The following is a 15,225-nucleotide window of genomic DNA, read 5'->3' on the forward strand; positions in this document are numbered from 1 at the left end:
TCGCCCCCGCACTGGGGGTCGGGAATCAGGAAGCGCCCTCGATGACGCTCGTGATCTGGAAGATCGGAAGGTAGAGCGCGATGATCATGCCGCCGACGACGACGCCGAGGAAGGCGATGAGCAGCGGCTCGATGAGCGACGTCAGCGCCTCGGTGGTGGCCTCTACTTCGGCGTCGTAGAACACGGCGATCTTCTCGAGCATCACCTCGAGCGACCCGGCGTCCTCACCGACCGCGACCATCTGCGAGACCATCGACGGGAAAACGGGTTCCTTTGCGAGCGGCCCCGCAATTGATTCGCCTTTCCGCACTGATTCGCCGACATTGTTCAGTGCCCGTTGTACGACAAAGTTGTTCGACACTTCTCCGACGATGCGCAATGCCTGCAGGATCGGGACGCCGGCTCCGATCATGTCCGAGAAGTTCCGGGCGAAACGCGCGATCACGATCTTCTTCTGCAATGCCCCGAACACCGGCAGGCGCAGTGCGATGGGGTCGACGAAGGCGCGTACGCGATCGGTGTTCTTGTTGGCGCGCCACCAGAACCAGAAGACCGCGATGGCGATCGCCAGCGGGATCGCGACGTAGCGCATGGCGTGGGACAGGTACACGAGCATCATCGTCGGCAGCGGGAGCTTGCTGCCGAGCCCCTCGAACATGCTCTGGAACACGGGGACGATGAAGATCAGCATGATCACGACGGCGAGCAGCGACATCACGAGCACGACCACCGGGTAGGTCATGGCCGACTTGATGGTCGTCCGGAGCTTGTGCTCCTTCTCGAAGTTGGTCGCGATCGATTCCATCGCCTTGTCGAGAAACCCGCCCGTCTCGCCCGCGCGGATCATGTTGATCATGATCGGCGGGAAGTCGACGGGGAACTTCGCGACCGCATCGGAGAAGGCGACGCCGCGCTCGACCTCGTCGCGGACCTGACCGAGGATGGTCCGGAGACGCCTGCTCTCGGTCTGGTCAGCGAGGATCGAGAGTGCTCGGAGCAGGGAGAGCCCACTCGCGAGCATCGTCGCACCCTGCCGCGCCATGATCGCGAGCTCCTTGAGCTTGATGCCCGCCTCGAAGCCCGGGATCTTGATCTCGGCCTGCAGACCGGTGCCGGCCTTGGACTCGGTGATCGCGATGGGCGAGACGCCCATGCCCCGCAGGCGCTGGACGACGGCGCCCTCGGACGCGGCGTCGAGCCGCCCCTTGACGAGCTTGCCGGCGCCGTCCCGGCCTCGGTAGTCGAACGCGAGCGACATCAGTAGCCTCCGGAGAACTTGTCGCCGAAGTCGATGCCGCTGGCGGCGATCGCGGCGGCCGATGAATCGGACGGGGACTCGACGCGCTGCACGAGCCGGTCGAAGCCGTCCTCGTCGTGCACCTTCTCCATCGCGGCCTTCCGCGAGATCGTGCCGACGTTGACCAGTTCCGCGAGGTCCTGGTCCATGGTGTGCATGCCGAGGTCACGCCCGGCCTGCATGGCCGAGGTGATCTGGTACGTCTTGCCCTCGCGGATGAGGTTCCCGATGGCGGGCGTGATCGTCATGATCTCGGTGGCGACCACACGGCCGACACCGTTCGCCTTCGGCACGAGCGTCTGGCAGACGACGCCCTGCAGGGTGGCCGCGAGCTGCGTGCGGATCTGGCCCTGCTGGTGCGGCGGGAAGACGTCGATGACGCGGTCGATCGTGCCGGGGGCGCTCTGCGTGTGCAGGGTGGCGAACACCAGGTGGCCGGTCTCGGCGGCGGTGAGGGCGACGGAGATGGTCTCGAGGTCGCGGAGCTCGCCGATGAGGATGACGTCGGGGTCCTGGCGGAGCACGTGCTTGAGCGCCGAGGCGAAGGAGTGCGTGTCGGCACCGACCTCGCGCTGGTTGATGATGGCGCGCTTGTGCTCGTGCATGAACTCGATCGGGTCCTCGACCGTCACGATGTGGTCCGCGCGGCTCTCGTTCACCAGGTCGATGAGGGCGGCGAGCGTCGTCGACTTGCCGGAACCGGTGGGCCCGGTCACGAGCACGAGGCCGCGCGGCAGGCCGGCGAAGTCGCCCACGTGCTCGGGGATGCCGAGCTGCTTGAGCGTCTTGATCTTCGTCGGGATGATGCGGAAGGCCGCGCCCCAGTTGCCGCGCTGCTGGTAGTAGTTCACGCGGAACCGGTACTCCGGCGAGAGCGAGTACGCGAAGTCGAGTTCCTGGTCGTGGTCGAACTGGCCGGCCTGCTCGACGGACAGCAGCGTCTTGAGTGCCGCGATGACCTTGCCACGCGACCACGCGCCTCCCGGCACGGCGGGGCGGAGCGAGCCGTCGACGCGGACGGTGGGCGGGGCGTCCGCCGTGACGTGCAGGTCGGACGCACCCTGGTAGACGACCTGGGCGAGTGCGGTGATGAGGTCCGGGTCGGCGACCTCGCGGGCGTGCCGCGAGAAGTCGATGTCACCCGACGACGAGCCCGCGGCCGGCGCGGCGGGAGCCGCCGGCGGGGTCGCGTGGTGCGCGCCGCTGTACGGGATCGCCGGCAGCTGGTGCGTCGGCGCCTCGGTGTACCCGTAGGTCGCGATCGACGACGGCACCGCTGCCGGCGGCGTCGCGGGGGCGGCGAGGGGCTGCGCCACCGGGACGGCGATGGGCGAGCCGGTGGGGGCCGGCCAGGCCATGGTGTCGTCGCCGAGGTCGTAGACCTGCTCGGGCGCGGCCGCCGGGACAGGCGCCGTGGGGGCAGCCGACGCGAGTCGGGCGGCTCGTCGGGACCCCACCTCGGTACCGGGGTTGCCCGGGTGCCAGCCGGCGACGGGCTCGTCGCCGGGGGTCGTGATGTCGTACACGGAATCGGTCATCGCTCGTGTCCTCCCGGTGCCTACGCGACCACGCGCAGGATCTCGTCGACGCTCGTCATGCCGAGCTTGACCTTCTCGAAGCCGTCCTGGCGGAGGGTCAGCATGCCCTGCTGCTGGGCGACGCGGCTGATCTCCGCACTCGAGGCGCGCGCGACGGCGAGCCGTTCGATCTCCTCGGTGACGGTCATGACCTCGTGCAGCGCGATCCGGCCCCGGTAGCCCGTGTTCGAGCAGACCGCGCAGCCGACCGGCGCGAAGAACGGCGGGACCTCGTCGCCGGCGCGCAGGAAGCCGAGGGCCTGGAGCTGCTCGGCCTCGTACACGGCGGGCGCCTTGCACCGGTCGCAGAGGCGACGCGCGAGTCGCTGCGCCACCACGGAGTCCAGGGCGGAACCGACCAGGAAGGGCTCGATGTCCATCTCGGTGAGCCGGGTCACGGCCGACGGTGCGTCGTTGGTGTGCAGGGTGGAGAGCACGAGGTGGCCGGTCAGCGACGCCTCGATCGCGATCTGGGCGGTCTCGTGGTCGCGGATCTCACCGAGCAGGACGACGTCGGGGTCGGACCGCAGGATCGAACGGAGCGCCGAGGCGAAGGTCAGGCCGGCCTTCGGGTTCACCTGCACCTGGTTGATGCCGGACATCCGGTACTCGACCGGGTCCTCGACCGTGATGACGTTGATCTCGGGGCGCGCGACGGCGTTCAGGGTCGTGTACAGCGTGGTCGACTTGCCCGAACCGGTCGGACCGGTGACCAGGATCATGCCGTACGGCTTCGAGTAGGACTTCTGGTACGCCTGGAAGTTCTGCTCGAGCAGGTTGAGGTCCTTGAGGGTCAACGACGTGTTCGTGTTGTCGAGGATCCGCATGACGACCTTCTCGCCCCACACCGTCGGCAGCGTCGCCACGCGGAGGTCGATCTGACGGCCGCCGTGACGGACCGACATGCGGCCGTCCTGGGGCTTGCGCCGTTCCGCGATGTCGATGTCGCTCATGATCTTCAGGCGGCTGATCACGCCGTTCTGGATGTTCTTCGGCGCCGGGGCCATCTCGTGCAGCACGCCGTCGATGCGGTAGCGGATCCGGACCTCGTGCTCGCCCGGCTCGATGTGGATGTCGGAGGCGTGGTCCTGGATCGCCTGGGACACGAGCAGGTTGACGAAACGGACGATCGGGACGTCGTCGAGCGCACCGTCGGCGATGTCCACCTGGGCGGAGGCGCTGACGGACGCTTCCTCCTCGAGCGAGGAGGTGAGGTCGTTCAGCTCGTCGTCGGCACGCAGGTAGCGGTCGAGGGCGGTGGCGAGGTCGCGCTCCTCGACCTGCAGGGGCTTGATCGGACGGCCGGAGGCGGCACGGGCGTCGTCGATCGCCAGGACGTTGGTCGGGTTCACCATCGCGAGGATGAGCAGCTCGCCCTCGAAGCCGACGCCGAGCACGCCGTGCCGGCGGCAGAGCGCGGCGGGGAGCATCGACACGGCGGTGCCGTCGACCGGGTAGTCGGTCAGCGGGACGGTGCGGGAGTTGTTCGAGGCCGCGCGGGCGGTGATGAACTGGGCCTCGCTCACGACGCCCTGGTCGACGAGGCCGCGGATGGCGCGTTCGTCGAGCTCCTCGTCGCCGGTCATCGAGTCGAGGTGCTCGATGGGCAGGGCGCCGTTCAGGATGAGGATCTCGGACAGGGTCGCCATCAGGCCCCCACCTCCTTGGACTCGCGGGCGCGAGACGTCGTCGGGTCGTGCGCCACCAGGGAGAAGGCGCCCGACCACGCTACTTCTGGCGCACCGACGGACCGCAGTCCCAGAAAGAGGGGGCGAGCAGGGGTCGGGTGCACCCAGAACAGGGGTGCACGGTGGAGCTGGGTCCGGTGGAGGCGGGTCCGGTCAGAGCGCTGTGGACGCCGTGACGTGCACGTCGCCCGCGACGAAGCCGAGGCGCTCGTAGATCCGGCCGGCACCGCTCGGGTTCTCGGCGTCGACGTGCAGCACCGCGGCGGCGAGCCCGTCGGCGCGGATCGCCTGCAGTGCGGCGTCGAGCACGATCGGTGCCAGCCCCGTGCCGCGCGCCGCGCGGACGACCCCGACCCAGTGGACGTAGCCGAAGGAGTGCCCGCGGGCCGCGAAGGACTCCGGGTCGGACTCCACGACGGCGAACGCCAGGACGGAGCCGTCCCCGTCCACGACGACGCGCGACAGGTCGGGACGGCTCTTCGGTGCGGTGAGGAACCCGTGCCAGTCGGCGGCGACCATCGGCTGCGATCCCCAGTGGTCGCGGAAGGCGTCGTTCTTGGCGAGGCGCATCGGTTCGATGTCGTCGGCCGTCGTCCGTCGGACCACCAGGCCGTCCGGGACGGACGGAACCGCGACCTCGTCGGACCGCTCGTCGAACACGACCTGCATGTCGACCCAGTCGCGGATCGGCTCGAACCCCGCCCGCGCGGCGAGGCGCAGGACGGACGATCCGCGGCGCCCACCGACGTCGAGCGCCGCGGGCAGGTCGACGTCGAGCGTGGCGAGCCGCTGGCGCGCCCGCCCGCTCTGCCAGGCGAGCAGCCGTCGGCCGACGCCGCGGTCGCGATGGTCGGGGTGGACCGCGCCGTCGAGGACCACACGAGCCGCGGTGACACGGGAGGGGACGTCGACGACGATGCCGTAGGCCTGCACATGCCCGTCAGCATCGGCGCCGACCACGGTGTCGCGGGCGACGTCGAGTCCTTCTGTGGACAGCGAGCGGTGCAGGTCCGCTGTGGAGGGACGAGCATGCGGGTCGTCGACGGCCGCCGCGGCGACCGCCACGGCGTGCATCGCCGGCAGGTCGTCGAGGGTCGCGGGCCGGAAGGTCAGACCGCCGACCGGACTCGGCAGCTCGAGGTGTGCCGGTGCCGTGATCCGTTCGCGCAGGGTCGCCATCCCACCACCCTGCCAGGTCCGCCCACCCTCGACGAACCCCGCGACGCGGGCCATGATGAGTCATGGACATCACGAGCGTGACCGTCGGCCTGCCGGTCGCCGACATCGAGGCGTCGTGCCTCTGGTACGGCGCGGTGTTCGAGCGTGCGGAACCGGACCTCGAACCCACCGACGGCGTCGCCGAGTACGAGATCGGCGGCATCTGGGTCCAGCTCCTCGAGGAACCGGACGCCGAGGAGCACCCTGCCCGTGTCCGCTTCGGCGTGGACGACGTGGCTGCGCAGCACGCCCGGATCGCGGCACTCGGCATCGACGTGGGCCCGGTCGCGTGCGTCGACGGCGCGGTCGCGTGGTTCGACGTCCGCGACCCCGACGGGAACGTCCTGAGTCTGTACTCGCTCGTCGACGAGACGGGCACGGGCGGCGGCCGCGCCGACGACACCGGCCGCGCCGTCTGACCCGCTGCCTCCCGGACCGAGCTGCCCTCGGTTCTGCGGTGCAGCACGGTTGTGAACAGTTCGTTTCAAGGCCTGGACACCGGCCGCACCGCAGTTGCACGATGTCCGGCATGACAATGTTCCACATTTCAGCAGGTCGGTCGCACCGGCCGCTCGTCATCGCCGCTGTCCTCGTCGTGCTCCTGACCGTCATCGGGTTCGCCGCACCCGCCCGAGCCGTCGTCACCGTGCCCATCCTGACTGCCCGGGTGGCCTCCATCGTGCACAACGCCGGCACGGTGACGCTCGCCGGCACGGGCGACCCCGGCGACCGCGTGACCGTCCAGCCGTCGGACGGAGCAGCCGTGGACGCCCGTGTCCGCACGGACGGATCCTGGCGCGCCGTGACCCACGTCGACGACTTCGGCGACCACACGTTCACGGTCTCCGACTCGATCGGCTCGCCGCAGCGGACCGTCCGTGCGACCACCAAGCCGGTGACCTGGCTCGCGTTGCTGATCACGCGCGAGGGCTGGAACCGCTCACTGAAGGTGTCCTCGCCTGGTGGGTTCGAACCGGGCGCGCGTCTCGAGTTCAGCGTCGACGGTGCACCCTCTGGGTCGACCGTCGTCGACCGCGACGGGAAGGTCGCCCACCGCATCACCGGGGTCGGCTTCGGCAAGCACACGCTCACCACCGTCCTGCGCTTCGACGGCGCCGAACAGCTGCGGGTGAACGCCACCGCCGACCAGAACGCCGACCCGAGGATCGACGACGTCGTCGTCGACGCGGTCGGGCACACGGTCCACGTCTCGGGCCGCGGCCCGGCGGCGACCCAGATGCGCTTCGTCGACGAGTCCGGCGCACCGTGGTCCCTGGTCGACGGCGACACGGACTGGATCGAGAACACCGACGGCACCTGGGAGGCCGACCTCGCCTACCCCGCCGACGGCACCCGGTTCATGGGGATCATCGCCGAGGTCCACGAGGAGGGCAAGCTGGTCGGGTCGGCGACGTCGGGCGCGATGATCCCGTTCCCGACCACGGCCGCCGTCGACCGGTACGCGCCGCGGAAGCTGGTGCTGTCCGGGTCGGCGGAGCCGAACGCCCGCCTGTCGTTCACCGACGCCGACGGTGCGCCCGCGACGGACGCCGACGGGAACGCCGTCGAGCCGCGGGTCCCGGGGCTCGGCAAGTGGACGGTCAAGCTCGACCCCCGTCGGCTGGCCGGGGGGACCGTGACCGTGCACGCCATGGGTGACGACGGGCCCCTCGGGGACGCGACGGTCACCTACCGCTGAACGGCAGCCGTCGCTGACCGCGAGGCGACAAGCGGAAGGGCCCCGCATCCTGGTGGATGCAGGGCCCTTCCGTCGAGCTCACTCGGTTCAGTTGTACGTGCCCGGCGTGAAGTCGTCCGACGAGAAGCTGTCGAAGTCGACGAAGCTCAGGTCGGCGTCCGAGAACGACGAGTCGTCGGAGAAGATGCGGTTCGGGTACCGCTCCGCCTTCGCCTCCTCCGTCGCGTTCACGTCCACGTCGCGGTACCGGCTGAGGCCCGTCCCGGCGGGGATGAGCTTACCGATGATGACGTTCTCCTTGAGGCCGACGAGGTGGTCCTGCTTGCCCTCCATGGCCGCCTGCGTGAGCACGCGGGTGGTCTCCTGGAAGGACGCGGCGGACAGCCACGACTCGGTCGCGAGGGACGCCTTCGTGATGCCCATGACCTCCTGGCGAGCCGAGGCGGTCTTGCGACCCTCCTGCAGCGCCGCACGGTTCAGCGCGTTGTAGCGCGACCGGTCGACGAGCTCACCCGGCAGCAGGTCGGTGTCGCCGTGGTCGACGACGGTGACCTTGCGGAGCATCTGGCGGACGATGACCTCGATGTGCTTGTCGTGGATCGGCACACCCTGCGAGCCGTAGACGTCCTGCACACCGTTGACCAGGTGCTTCTGGACCTCGCGGACACCCTTGACCCGGAGGACTTCCTTCGGGTCGACGGTGCCGGCGATGAACTGCTCGCCGAGCTCGACGTGCTGGTTGTCCTCGATGAGGAGCGTCGCACGCTTGAGCACCGGGTAGATGAACGGCTCGTCGCCGTTGTCCGGCGTGAGGATGATCCGACGACCCTTGTCCGTGTCCTCGACCACGACGCGGCCGGGGGCCTCGGCGATCGGGGACGCGCCCTTGGGCGTACGGGCCTCGAAGAGCTCCGTGACACGCGGCAGACCCTGGGTGATGTCGTCGGCCGAGGCCGAACCACCCGTGTGGAAGGTACGCATCGTCAGCTGGGTACCGGGCTCACCGATGGACTGCGCGGCGATGATGCCGACCGCCTCACCGATGTCGACCAGGTTGCCCGTGGCGAGCGAACGGCCGTAGCACTTCGCGCAGACACCGACAGCCGACTCGCAGGTCAGGACCGAGCGCACCTTGATGCTCTCGACACCGGCAGCGAGCAGCTTGTCGATGAGGACGTCACCGACGTCCTCGCCGGCCTCGGCGACGACCGTGCCCTTCGCGTCCACGGCCTCGGTGGCCAGGGTGCGGGAGTACACGGTGTTCTCGACGCGCGGGTCGCGGACGAGCTTGCCGTCGGCGTCCACGGTCGCGATCGGCAGCTCGAGGCCACGCGTCGTGCCGCAGTCGTCCTCGCGGATGATGACGTCCTGCGAGACGTCCACGAGACGACGGGTGAGGTACCCGGAGTCCGCGGTACGGAGCGCGGTGTCGGCAAGACCCTTACGAGCACCGTGGGTGGCGATGAAGTACTCCGCCACGGTCAGGCCCTCGCGGTACGAGTTGATGATCGGGCGGGCGATGATCTCGCCCTTCGGGTTGTTCACCAGACCACGCATACCGGCGATGTTGCGGACCTGCAGCCAGTTACCACGAGCACCGGACGACACCATGCGGTTGATGGTGTTGTCGACCGGGAAGTTGTCGCGCATCTCCTGCGCGATCTCGTTCGTGGCCTCGGTCCAGATCTTGATCAGGTCGGCGCGACGCTCGGAGTCGGTGATCAGACCCTTGTCGAACTCGCCCTGCACCTTGGCGGCCTGGACCTCGTAGCCCGCGATGATCTCCTTCTTGCGAGGAGGCGTCACGACGTCCGACAGGGCGACGGTCACACCGGAGCGGGTGCCCCAGTAGAAGCCGGCGTCCTTGATCCGGTCGAGCGCGGCGGCCGTCTCGGTCTTGGAGTAGCGCTCGGCGAGGTCGTTGACGATCGCGGAGAGCACGCCCTTGTCGGTGACCTTCTGGACGAACGGGTAGTTCGCCGGCAGGGTCTCGTTGAAGAGCGCACGGCCCAGGGTCGTCTCGAGCAGCACGGTGTCGCCCTGCTCGTAGCCCTCGGGTGCTTCACCCTCGGCGAAGTGGACACCCGTCATGCGGATCTTCACCATCGCGTTGAGGTGCAGCGTGTGCTGGTCGTTCGCCAGGATCGCCTCGGCGACCGACGAGAACGCACGGCCCTCGCCCACGGCGCCCTCGCGGACGGTGGTGAGGTGGTGCAGACCGATGATCATGTCCTGTGCGGGCAGGGTCACCGGGCGGCCGTCGGACGGCTTGAGGATGTTGTTCGAGGCGAGCATCAGGATGCGGGCCTCGGCCTGGGCCTCGACCGACAGCGGCAGGTGCACGGCCATCTGGTCACCGTCGAAGTCCGCGTTGAACGCAGCACACACGAGCGGGTGGAGCTGGATGGCCTTGCCCTCGACGAGCTGCGGCTCGAACGCCTGGATGCCCAAACGGTGCAGCGTCGGCGCACGGTTCAGCAGGACGGGGCGCTCGCGGATGATCTCCTCGAGCACGTCCCACACCTGCGGACGCGAACGCTCGACCATGCGCTTGGCCGACTTGATGTTCTGCGCGTGCGACAGGTCGATGAGGCGCTTGATCACGAACGGCTTGAAGAGCTCGAGCGCCATCTGCTTGGGCAGACCGCACTGGTGCAGCTTCAGCTGCGGGCCGACGATGATGACCGAACGGCCCGAGTAGTCGACGCGCTTGCCGAGCAGGTTCTGGCGGAAACGACCCTGCTTGCCCTTGAGCATGTCGCTCAGGGACTTCAGGGCGCGGTTGCCGGTACCCGTGACCGGGCGGCCACGACGACCGTTGTCGAACAGCGCGTCGACCGCTTCCTGCAGCATGCGCTTCTCGTTGTTCACGATGATCTCGGGGGCACCGAGGTCGAGCAGGCGGCGGAGACGGTTGTTGCGGTTGATCACACGACGGTAGAGGTCGTTGAGGTCCGACGTGGCGAAGCGGCCACCGTCGAGCTGCACCATCGGGCGCAGCTCCGGCGGGATGACCGGCACGACGCCGAGCACCATCGCTGCCGGCGAGTTGCCGGTGGCGAGGAAGGAGCTGACGACGCGCAGACGCTTGATCGCGCGGATCTTCTTCTGGCCCTTGCCCTCGGCGATCTGCAGGCGCAGCGCCTCGGCCTCGGCGGCCAGGTCGAACGCCTCGAGCCGCAGCTTGATCGCCTCGGCGCCCATGTAGGCGTCGAAGTAGATCCCGAAGCGGTCCTGGAGCTCGTGGAAGACGGCGTCCTCGGGCTTGAGGTCGCCCACCTTGAGGTTGCGGAAGTCCTCCCACACACGCTCGAGACGGGTGATGTCCTCGTCGAACGACTTGCGGACCTGGGACATCTCCTTCTCGGCGGTGTCCTTGGTGCGGCGCTTGACGTCGGCCTTGGCGCCTTCTTCCTCGAGGGCTGCGAGGTCGTCCTCGAGCTTCTTGAGGCGGTCGGCGATGATCGAGTCGCGCTGGCCCTCGAGGGTCTTGATCTCGAGACGCATCTCGTTCTCGAGACCCGGCATGTCCGCGTGGCGGCCCTCTTCATCGATGTCGATGATCATGTACGCCGCGAAGTAGATGACCTTCTCGAGGTCCTTCGGCGCCATGTCGAGGAGGTACCCGAGGCGCGACGGGACGCCCTTGAAGTACCAGATGTGCGTGACGGGGGCGGCGAGCTCGATGTGGCCCATGCGCTCACGACGGACCGAGGACTTGGTGACCTCGACGCCGCAGCGCTCGCAGACGATGCCCTTGAACCGGACACGCTTGTACTTGCCGCAGGCGCACTCCCAGTCGCGGGAGGGACCGAAGATCTGCTCGCCGAACAGACCGTCCTTCTCGGGCTTCAGGGTGCGGTAGTTGATGGTCTCCGGCTTCTTGACCTCGCCGTACGACCACTGACGGATGTCCTCGGCGGTCGCGAGGCCGATCCGAATGGCGTCAAAGGAAGTTGCTTCGAGCAATGTTCTTCTCTCTTGCTGATTCAGGCTTCGATGTACGGGCGGGATCAGATGTCGTCGACAGAGGACGACTCGAACCGCGAGGAGATGTTGATGCCCAGCTCTTCGGCGGCGCGGAAGACCTCGTCGTCCGTGTCGCGGAGGCTGACCGCCTGGCCGTCGGCCGAGAGGACCTCGACGTTCAGGCAGAGCGACTGCATCTCCTTCATGAGGACCTTGAACGACTCGGGGATGCCGGGTTCCTGGATGTTCTCGCCCTTGACGATCGCCTCGTAGACCTTCACGCGGCCGAGGATGTCGTCGGACTTGATCGTCAGGAGCTCCTGGAGGGCGTAGGCGGCGCCGTACGCCTCGAGTGCCCACACCTCCATCTCACCGAATCGCTGTCCACCGAACTGCGCCTTACCACCCAGCGGCTGCTGCGTGATCATCGAGTACGGACCGGTCGAACGCGCGTGGATCTTGTCGTCGACCAGGTGGTGCAGCTTGAGGATGTACATGTAACCGACCGAGACGGGCTCCGGGAACGGCTCGCCGGAGCGGCCGTCGAAGAGCTGCGCCTTGCCGGACGAGCCGATGAGGCGCTCGCCGTCGCGGTTCGGCAGGGTCGAGTCGAGGAGGCCCTCGATCTCACGCTCGTAGGCACCGTCGAACACCGGGGTGGCGACCTTCGTGCCGGGCTCGGCGCTGCGCGCTGCCTCCGGCAGGTCGGCTGCCCACTCCTGGATGCCCTCGACGTTCCAGCCCTGCTTGGCGAGCCACCCGAGGTGGATCTCGAGCACCTGGCCGAAGTTCATGCGGCCGGGGACGCCGAGCGGGTTGAGGACGATGTCGACCGGGGTGCCGTCCGCCAGGAACGGCATGTCCTCGACCGGCAGGATCGTCGAGATGACGCCCTTGTTGCCGTGACGACCGGCGAGCTTGTCGCCCGCGGTGATCTTGCGCTTCTGGGCGATGTAGACGACCACGCGCTGGTTGACGCCCGAGCCGAGCTCGTCGTCGCCGTCCTGCGCGTCGAACACCTTGACGCCGATGATCGTGCCCTCTTCACCGTGGGGCACCTTCAGCGAGGTGTCGCGGACCTCGCGCGACTTCTCGTTGAAGATCGCGCGGAGCAGGCGCTCCTCGGCGCTCAGCTCGGTCTCGCCCTTCGGCGTGACCTTGCCGACGAGGATGTCGCCGGGGCGGACCTCGGCACCGATGCGGATGATGCCGCGCTCGTCGAGGTCGGCCAGCAGGTCCGGGCTGACGTTGGGGAGGTCACGGGTGATCTCCTCCTTGCCGAGCTTCGTGTCGCGGGCGTCGACCTCGTACTCCTCGATGTGGATCGAGGAGAGCGTGTCGTCCTTGATGAGGTTCTGCGACAGGATCATCGCGTCCTCGTAGTTGTAGCCCTCCCACGGCATGAACGCGACGAGGAGGTTCTTGCCGAGCGCGAGCTCGCCGTTCTCCGTCGCGGGACCGTCGGCGATGACCTCGCCCTGCTCCACACGCTCGCCGGCCGAGACGACCACGCGGTGGTTGTAGCTCGTGCCCTGGTTCGAGCGGTCGAACTTGCGCAGGTAGTAGGTCTGCGTGCCGCCCTCGTCGAGCTGCAGGGTCACGGCGTCGGCCGAGACCTCGGAGACGACACCGGCCTTGTCGGCGGTGACGACGTCGCCGGCGTCGATGGCCGTGTAGCCCTCCATGCCGGTGCCGACGAGCGGCGACTCGGAACGGAGCAGCGGGACGGCCTGACGCTGCATGTTCGCACCCATGAGGGCGCGGTTCGCGTCGTCGTGCTCGAGGAACGGGATGAGCGACGTCGCGACCGACACCATCTGGCGCGGGGAGACGTCCATGTAGTCGACCTCGTCCTTGGCGACGAGTTCGACCTCGCCGCCCTTCTTGCGGACGAGCACCTTGTCGTCGGCGAAGTGGAAGTCGCTCGTCAGCGGGGCGTTGGCCTGCGCGACGACGAAGTCGTCCTCTTCCGAAGCGGTGAGGTAGTCGATGGTCTTCGTGACCTCGCCGTTGACGACGCGACGGTACGGGGTCTCGATGAAGCCGAAGGAGTTGATCCGACCGAACGACGCGAGCGAACCGATCAGGCCGATGTTCGGGCCTTCCGGGGTCTCGATCGGGCACATGCGGCCGTAGTGCGACGGGTGGACGTCGCGGACCTCGACGCCGGCACGCTCACGGGACAGACCACCCGGGCCGAGGGCCGAGAGACGACGCTTGTGCGTCAGGCCCGCGAGCGGGTTGTTCTGGTCCATGAACTGCGACAGCTGGGACGTCCCGAAGAACTCCTTGATCGCGGCGACGACGGGGCGCACGTTGATCAGGGTCTGCGGCGTGATCGCCTCGATGTCCTGCGTGGTCATGCGCTCGCGGACGACGCGCTCCATGCGGGACAGACCGGTGCGGACCTGGTTCTGGATGAGCTCGCCCACCGCGCGGATGCGACGGTTGCCGAAGTGGTCGATGTCGTCCACGTCGAGGCGCAGCTGCACCGGCTCGCCGTCGCGGACGCCGTCGATCGTGGTGCGCTCGGCGTGCAGCGACACGAGGTACTTGATCGTCGCGACGATGTCCTTGACGGTGAGCACCGAGTCGGACAGCGGGGCGTCGATGCCGAGCTTGCGGTTGACCTTGTAGCGGCCGACCTTCGCCAGGTCGTAGCGCTTCGGGTTGAAGTAGAAGTTGTCGAGGAGCGCACGCGCGGCCTCGGCAGCGACCTGCTCGCCCGGACGGAGCTTGCGGTAGATGTCCTTGAGCGCCTCTTCCTTCGTCAGGATGGCGTCCTTCTCGAGGGTCGACTCGATCGAGGCGAAGCCCTGGAACTCGTCCATGATCTCTTCGCTCGTCAGGCCGAGGGCCTTGAGGAAGACCGTGACGGACTGCTTGCGCTTGCGGTCGATGCGCACGCCCACCTGGTCGCGCTTGTCGATCTCGAACTCGAGCCACGCACCGCGCGACGGGATCACACGGGCGGAGTAGATGTCCTTGTCGGAGGTCTTCTCCTGCTGGCGCTCGAAGTACACACCGGGGGAACGGACGAGCTGCGACACGACGACGCGCTCGGTGCCGTTGATGATGAACGTGCCGCGTTCGGTCATGAGCGGGAAGTCGCCCATGAAGACCGTCTGCGTCTTGATCTCACCCGTCATGTGGTTCATGAACTCGGCGTTGACGTACAGCGGGGCGGCGTAGGTCTTGCCGCGCTCCTTGCAGTCGTCGATCGAGTACTTCGGGTCCTCGAGCTCGGGAGCCGTGAACGAGAGCTGCATGGTCTCGCCGAGGTCCTCGATCGGGGAGATCTCCTCGAAGATCTCCTCGAGGCCGGAGTGCAGGGCGAGGTCGGTGCGACCCTGCTCCTGTCCCTCTGCGAGACGGGCCTTCCAGACGTCGTTGCCGACGAGCCAGTCGAAGCTCTCCGTCTGGAGTGCGAGCAGATCAGGAACCGTGAGGGTGTCCGTGATCTTGGCGAACGAGAGTCGCGAGTGGTTGCGACCGTTCTTGGGGTTGGTGGATGCGTTGGGCGCAGCAGCCAAGGGTGTGACCTCCGTAGGCCCCGTCGGGCCGACACTGACGAAGCAGTGTGTAGGTGAGTGGATTGATCGCTCGGCGATCCCCGAAGAGTCCGTGCCCTGTGACCACGCCGACGCGTGCCGGACGCAGGACGTCGGTGCACGTGTGGGATGATCTCCGTGAGCGGTACCCGCCGCCATATACGGGTCCGGCTGCACCAGGGCGGAGAAGAACCTGGTTGTGTGGACCAGGCTCAGAGGACTCTGC

General features: G+C 68.2%; 8 protein-coding genes. 2 read left to right on the forward strand and 6 right to left on the reverse strand.

Annotated features, from left to right (window positions below; genetic code table 11):
* Positions 1-25: 25 nt before the first annotated feature.
* The 4 genes from BIU97_RS09100 to BIU97_RS09115 all read right to left on the reverse strand — a co-directional run bounded on the left by BIU97_RS09100 (position 26) and on the right by BIU97_RS09115 (position 5,741).
* Positions 26-1,258, reverse strand: coding sequence for a type II secretion system F family protein (locus tag BIU97_RS09100; RefSeq protein ID WP_083404759.1), 1,233 nt, complete (start codon positions 1,256-1,258; stop codon positions 26-28).
* Entirely contained in the window at positions 1,258-2,835 is a 1,578-nt protein-coding gene (locus BIU97_RS09105) for a type IV pilus twitching motility protein PilT (protein WP_302846699.1), read from the reverse strand. Before BIU97_RS09105 ends, BIU97_RS09100 begins: the two co-directional genes overlap by 1 nt.
* A 20-nt stretch (positions 2,836-2,855) precedes the next feature.
* Complete coding sequence (locus BIU97_RS09110; protein WP_071259705.1) at positions 2,856-4,523, reverse strand: GspE/PulE family protein; 1,668 nt, start codon at positions 4,521-4,523, stop codon at positions 2,856-2,858.
* Between the two features lie 192 nt (positions 4,524-4,715).
* Positions 4,716-5,741 carry a GNAT family N-acetyltransferase gene (locus BIU97_RS09115; RefSeq protein ID WP_175472078.1) on the reverse strand — a complete coding sequence of 342 codons (1,026 nt, stop codon included), beginning with the start codon at positions 5,739-5,741 and terminating at the stop codon, positions 4,716-4,718.
* Between the two features lie 62 nt (positions 5,742-5,803).
* Here BIU97_RS09115 and BIU97_RS09120 point away from each other — a divergent pair, with 62 nt between their 5' ends.
* Both BIU97_RS09120 and BIU97_RS09125 read left to right on the forward strand, forming a co-directional pair.
* Entirely contained in the window at positions 5,804-6,199 is a 396-nt protein-coding gene (locus BIU97_RS09120) for a VOC family protein (RefSeq protein ID WP_071259699.1), read from the forward strand.
* A 110-nt stretch (positions 6,200-6,309) separates the two neighbouring features.
* Positions 6,310-7,479 (forward strand): hypothetical protein, encoded by a 1,170-nt coding sequence (locus BIU97_RS09125; RefSeq protein WP_139195980.1) that lies wholly within the window; start codon positions 6,310-6,312, stop codon positions 7,477-7,479.
* Positions 7,480-7,566: 87 nt separating this feature from the next.
* Here the strand turns inward: BIU97_RS09125 and rpoC are convergent, their stop codons facing one another.
* Positions 7,567-11,448: a DNA-directed RNA polymerase subunit beta' gene (gene rpoC / locus BIU97_RS09130; RefSeq protein WP_071259693.1), complete on the reverse strand. Its 3,882-nt coding sequence runs from the start codon at positions 11,446-11,448 to the stop codon at positions 7,567-7,569.
* Between the two features lie 44 nt (positions 11,449-11,492).
* Positions 11,493-14,981 carry a DNA-directed RNA polymerase subunit beta gene (gene rpoB, locus BIU97_RS09135; protein ID WP_071259690.1) on the reverse strand — a complete coding sequence of 1,163 codons (3,489 nt, stop codon included), beginning with the start codon at positions 14,979-14,981 and terminating at the stop codon, positions 11,493-11,495.
* Between the last annotated feature and the right edge of the window lie 244 nt (positions 14,982-15,225).

Source organism: Curtobacterium sp. MCBA15_009 (assembly GCF_001864895.1).
GTDB lineage: Bacteria > Actinomycetota > Actinomycetes > Actinomycetales > Microbacteriaceae > Curtobacterium.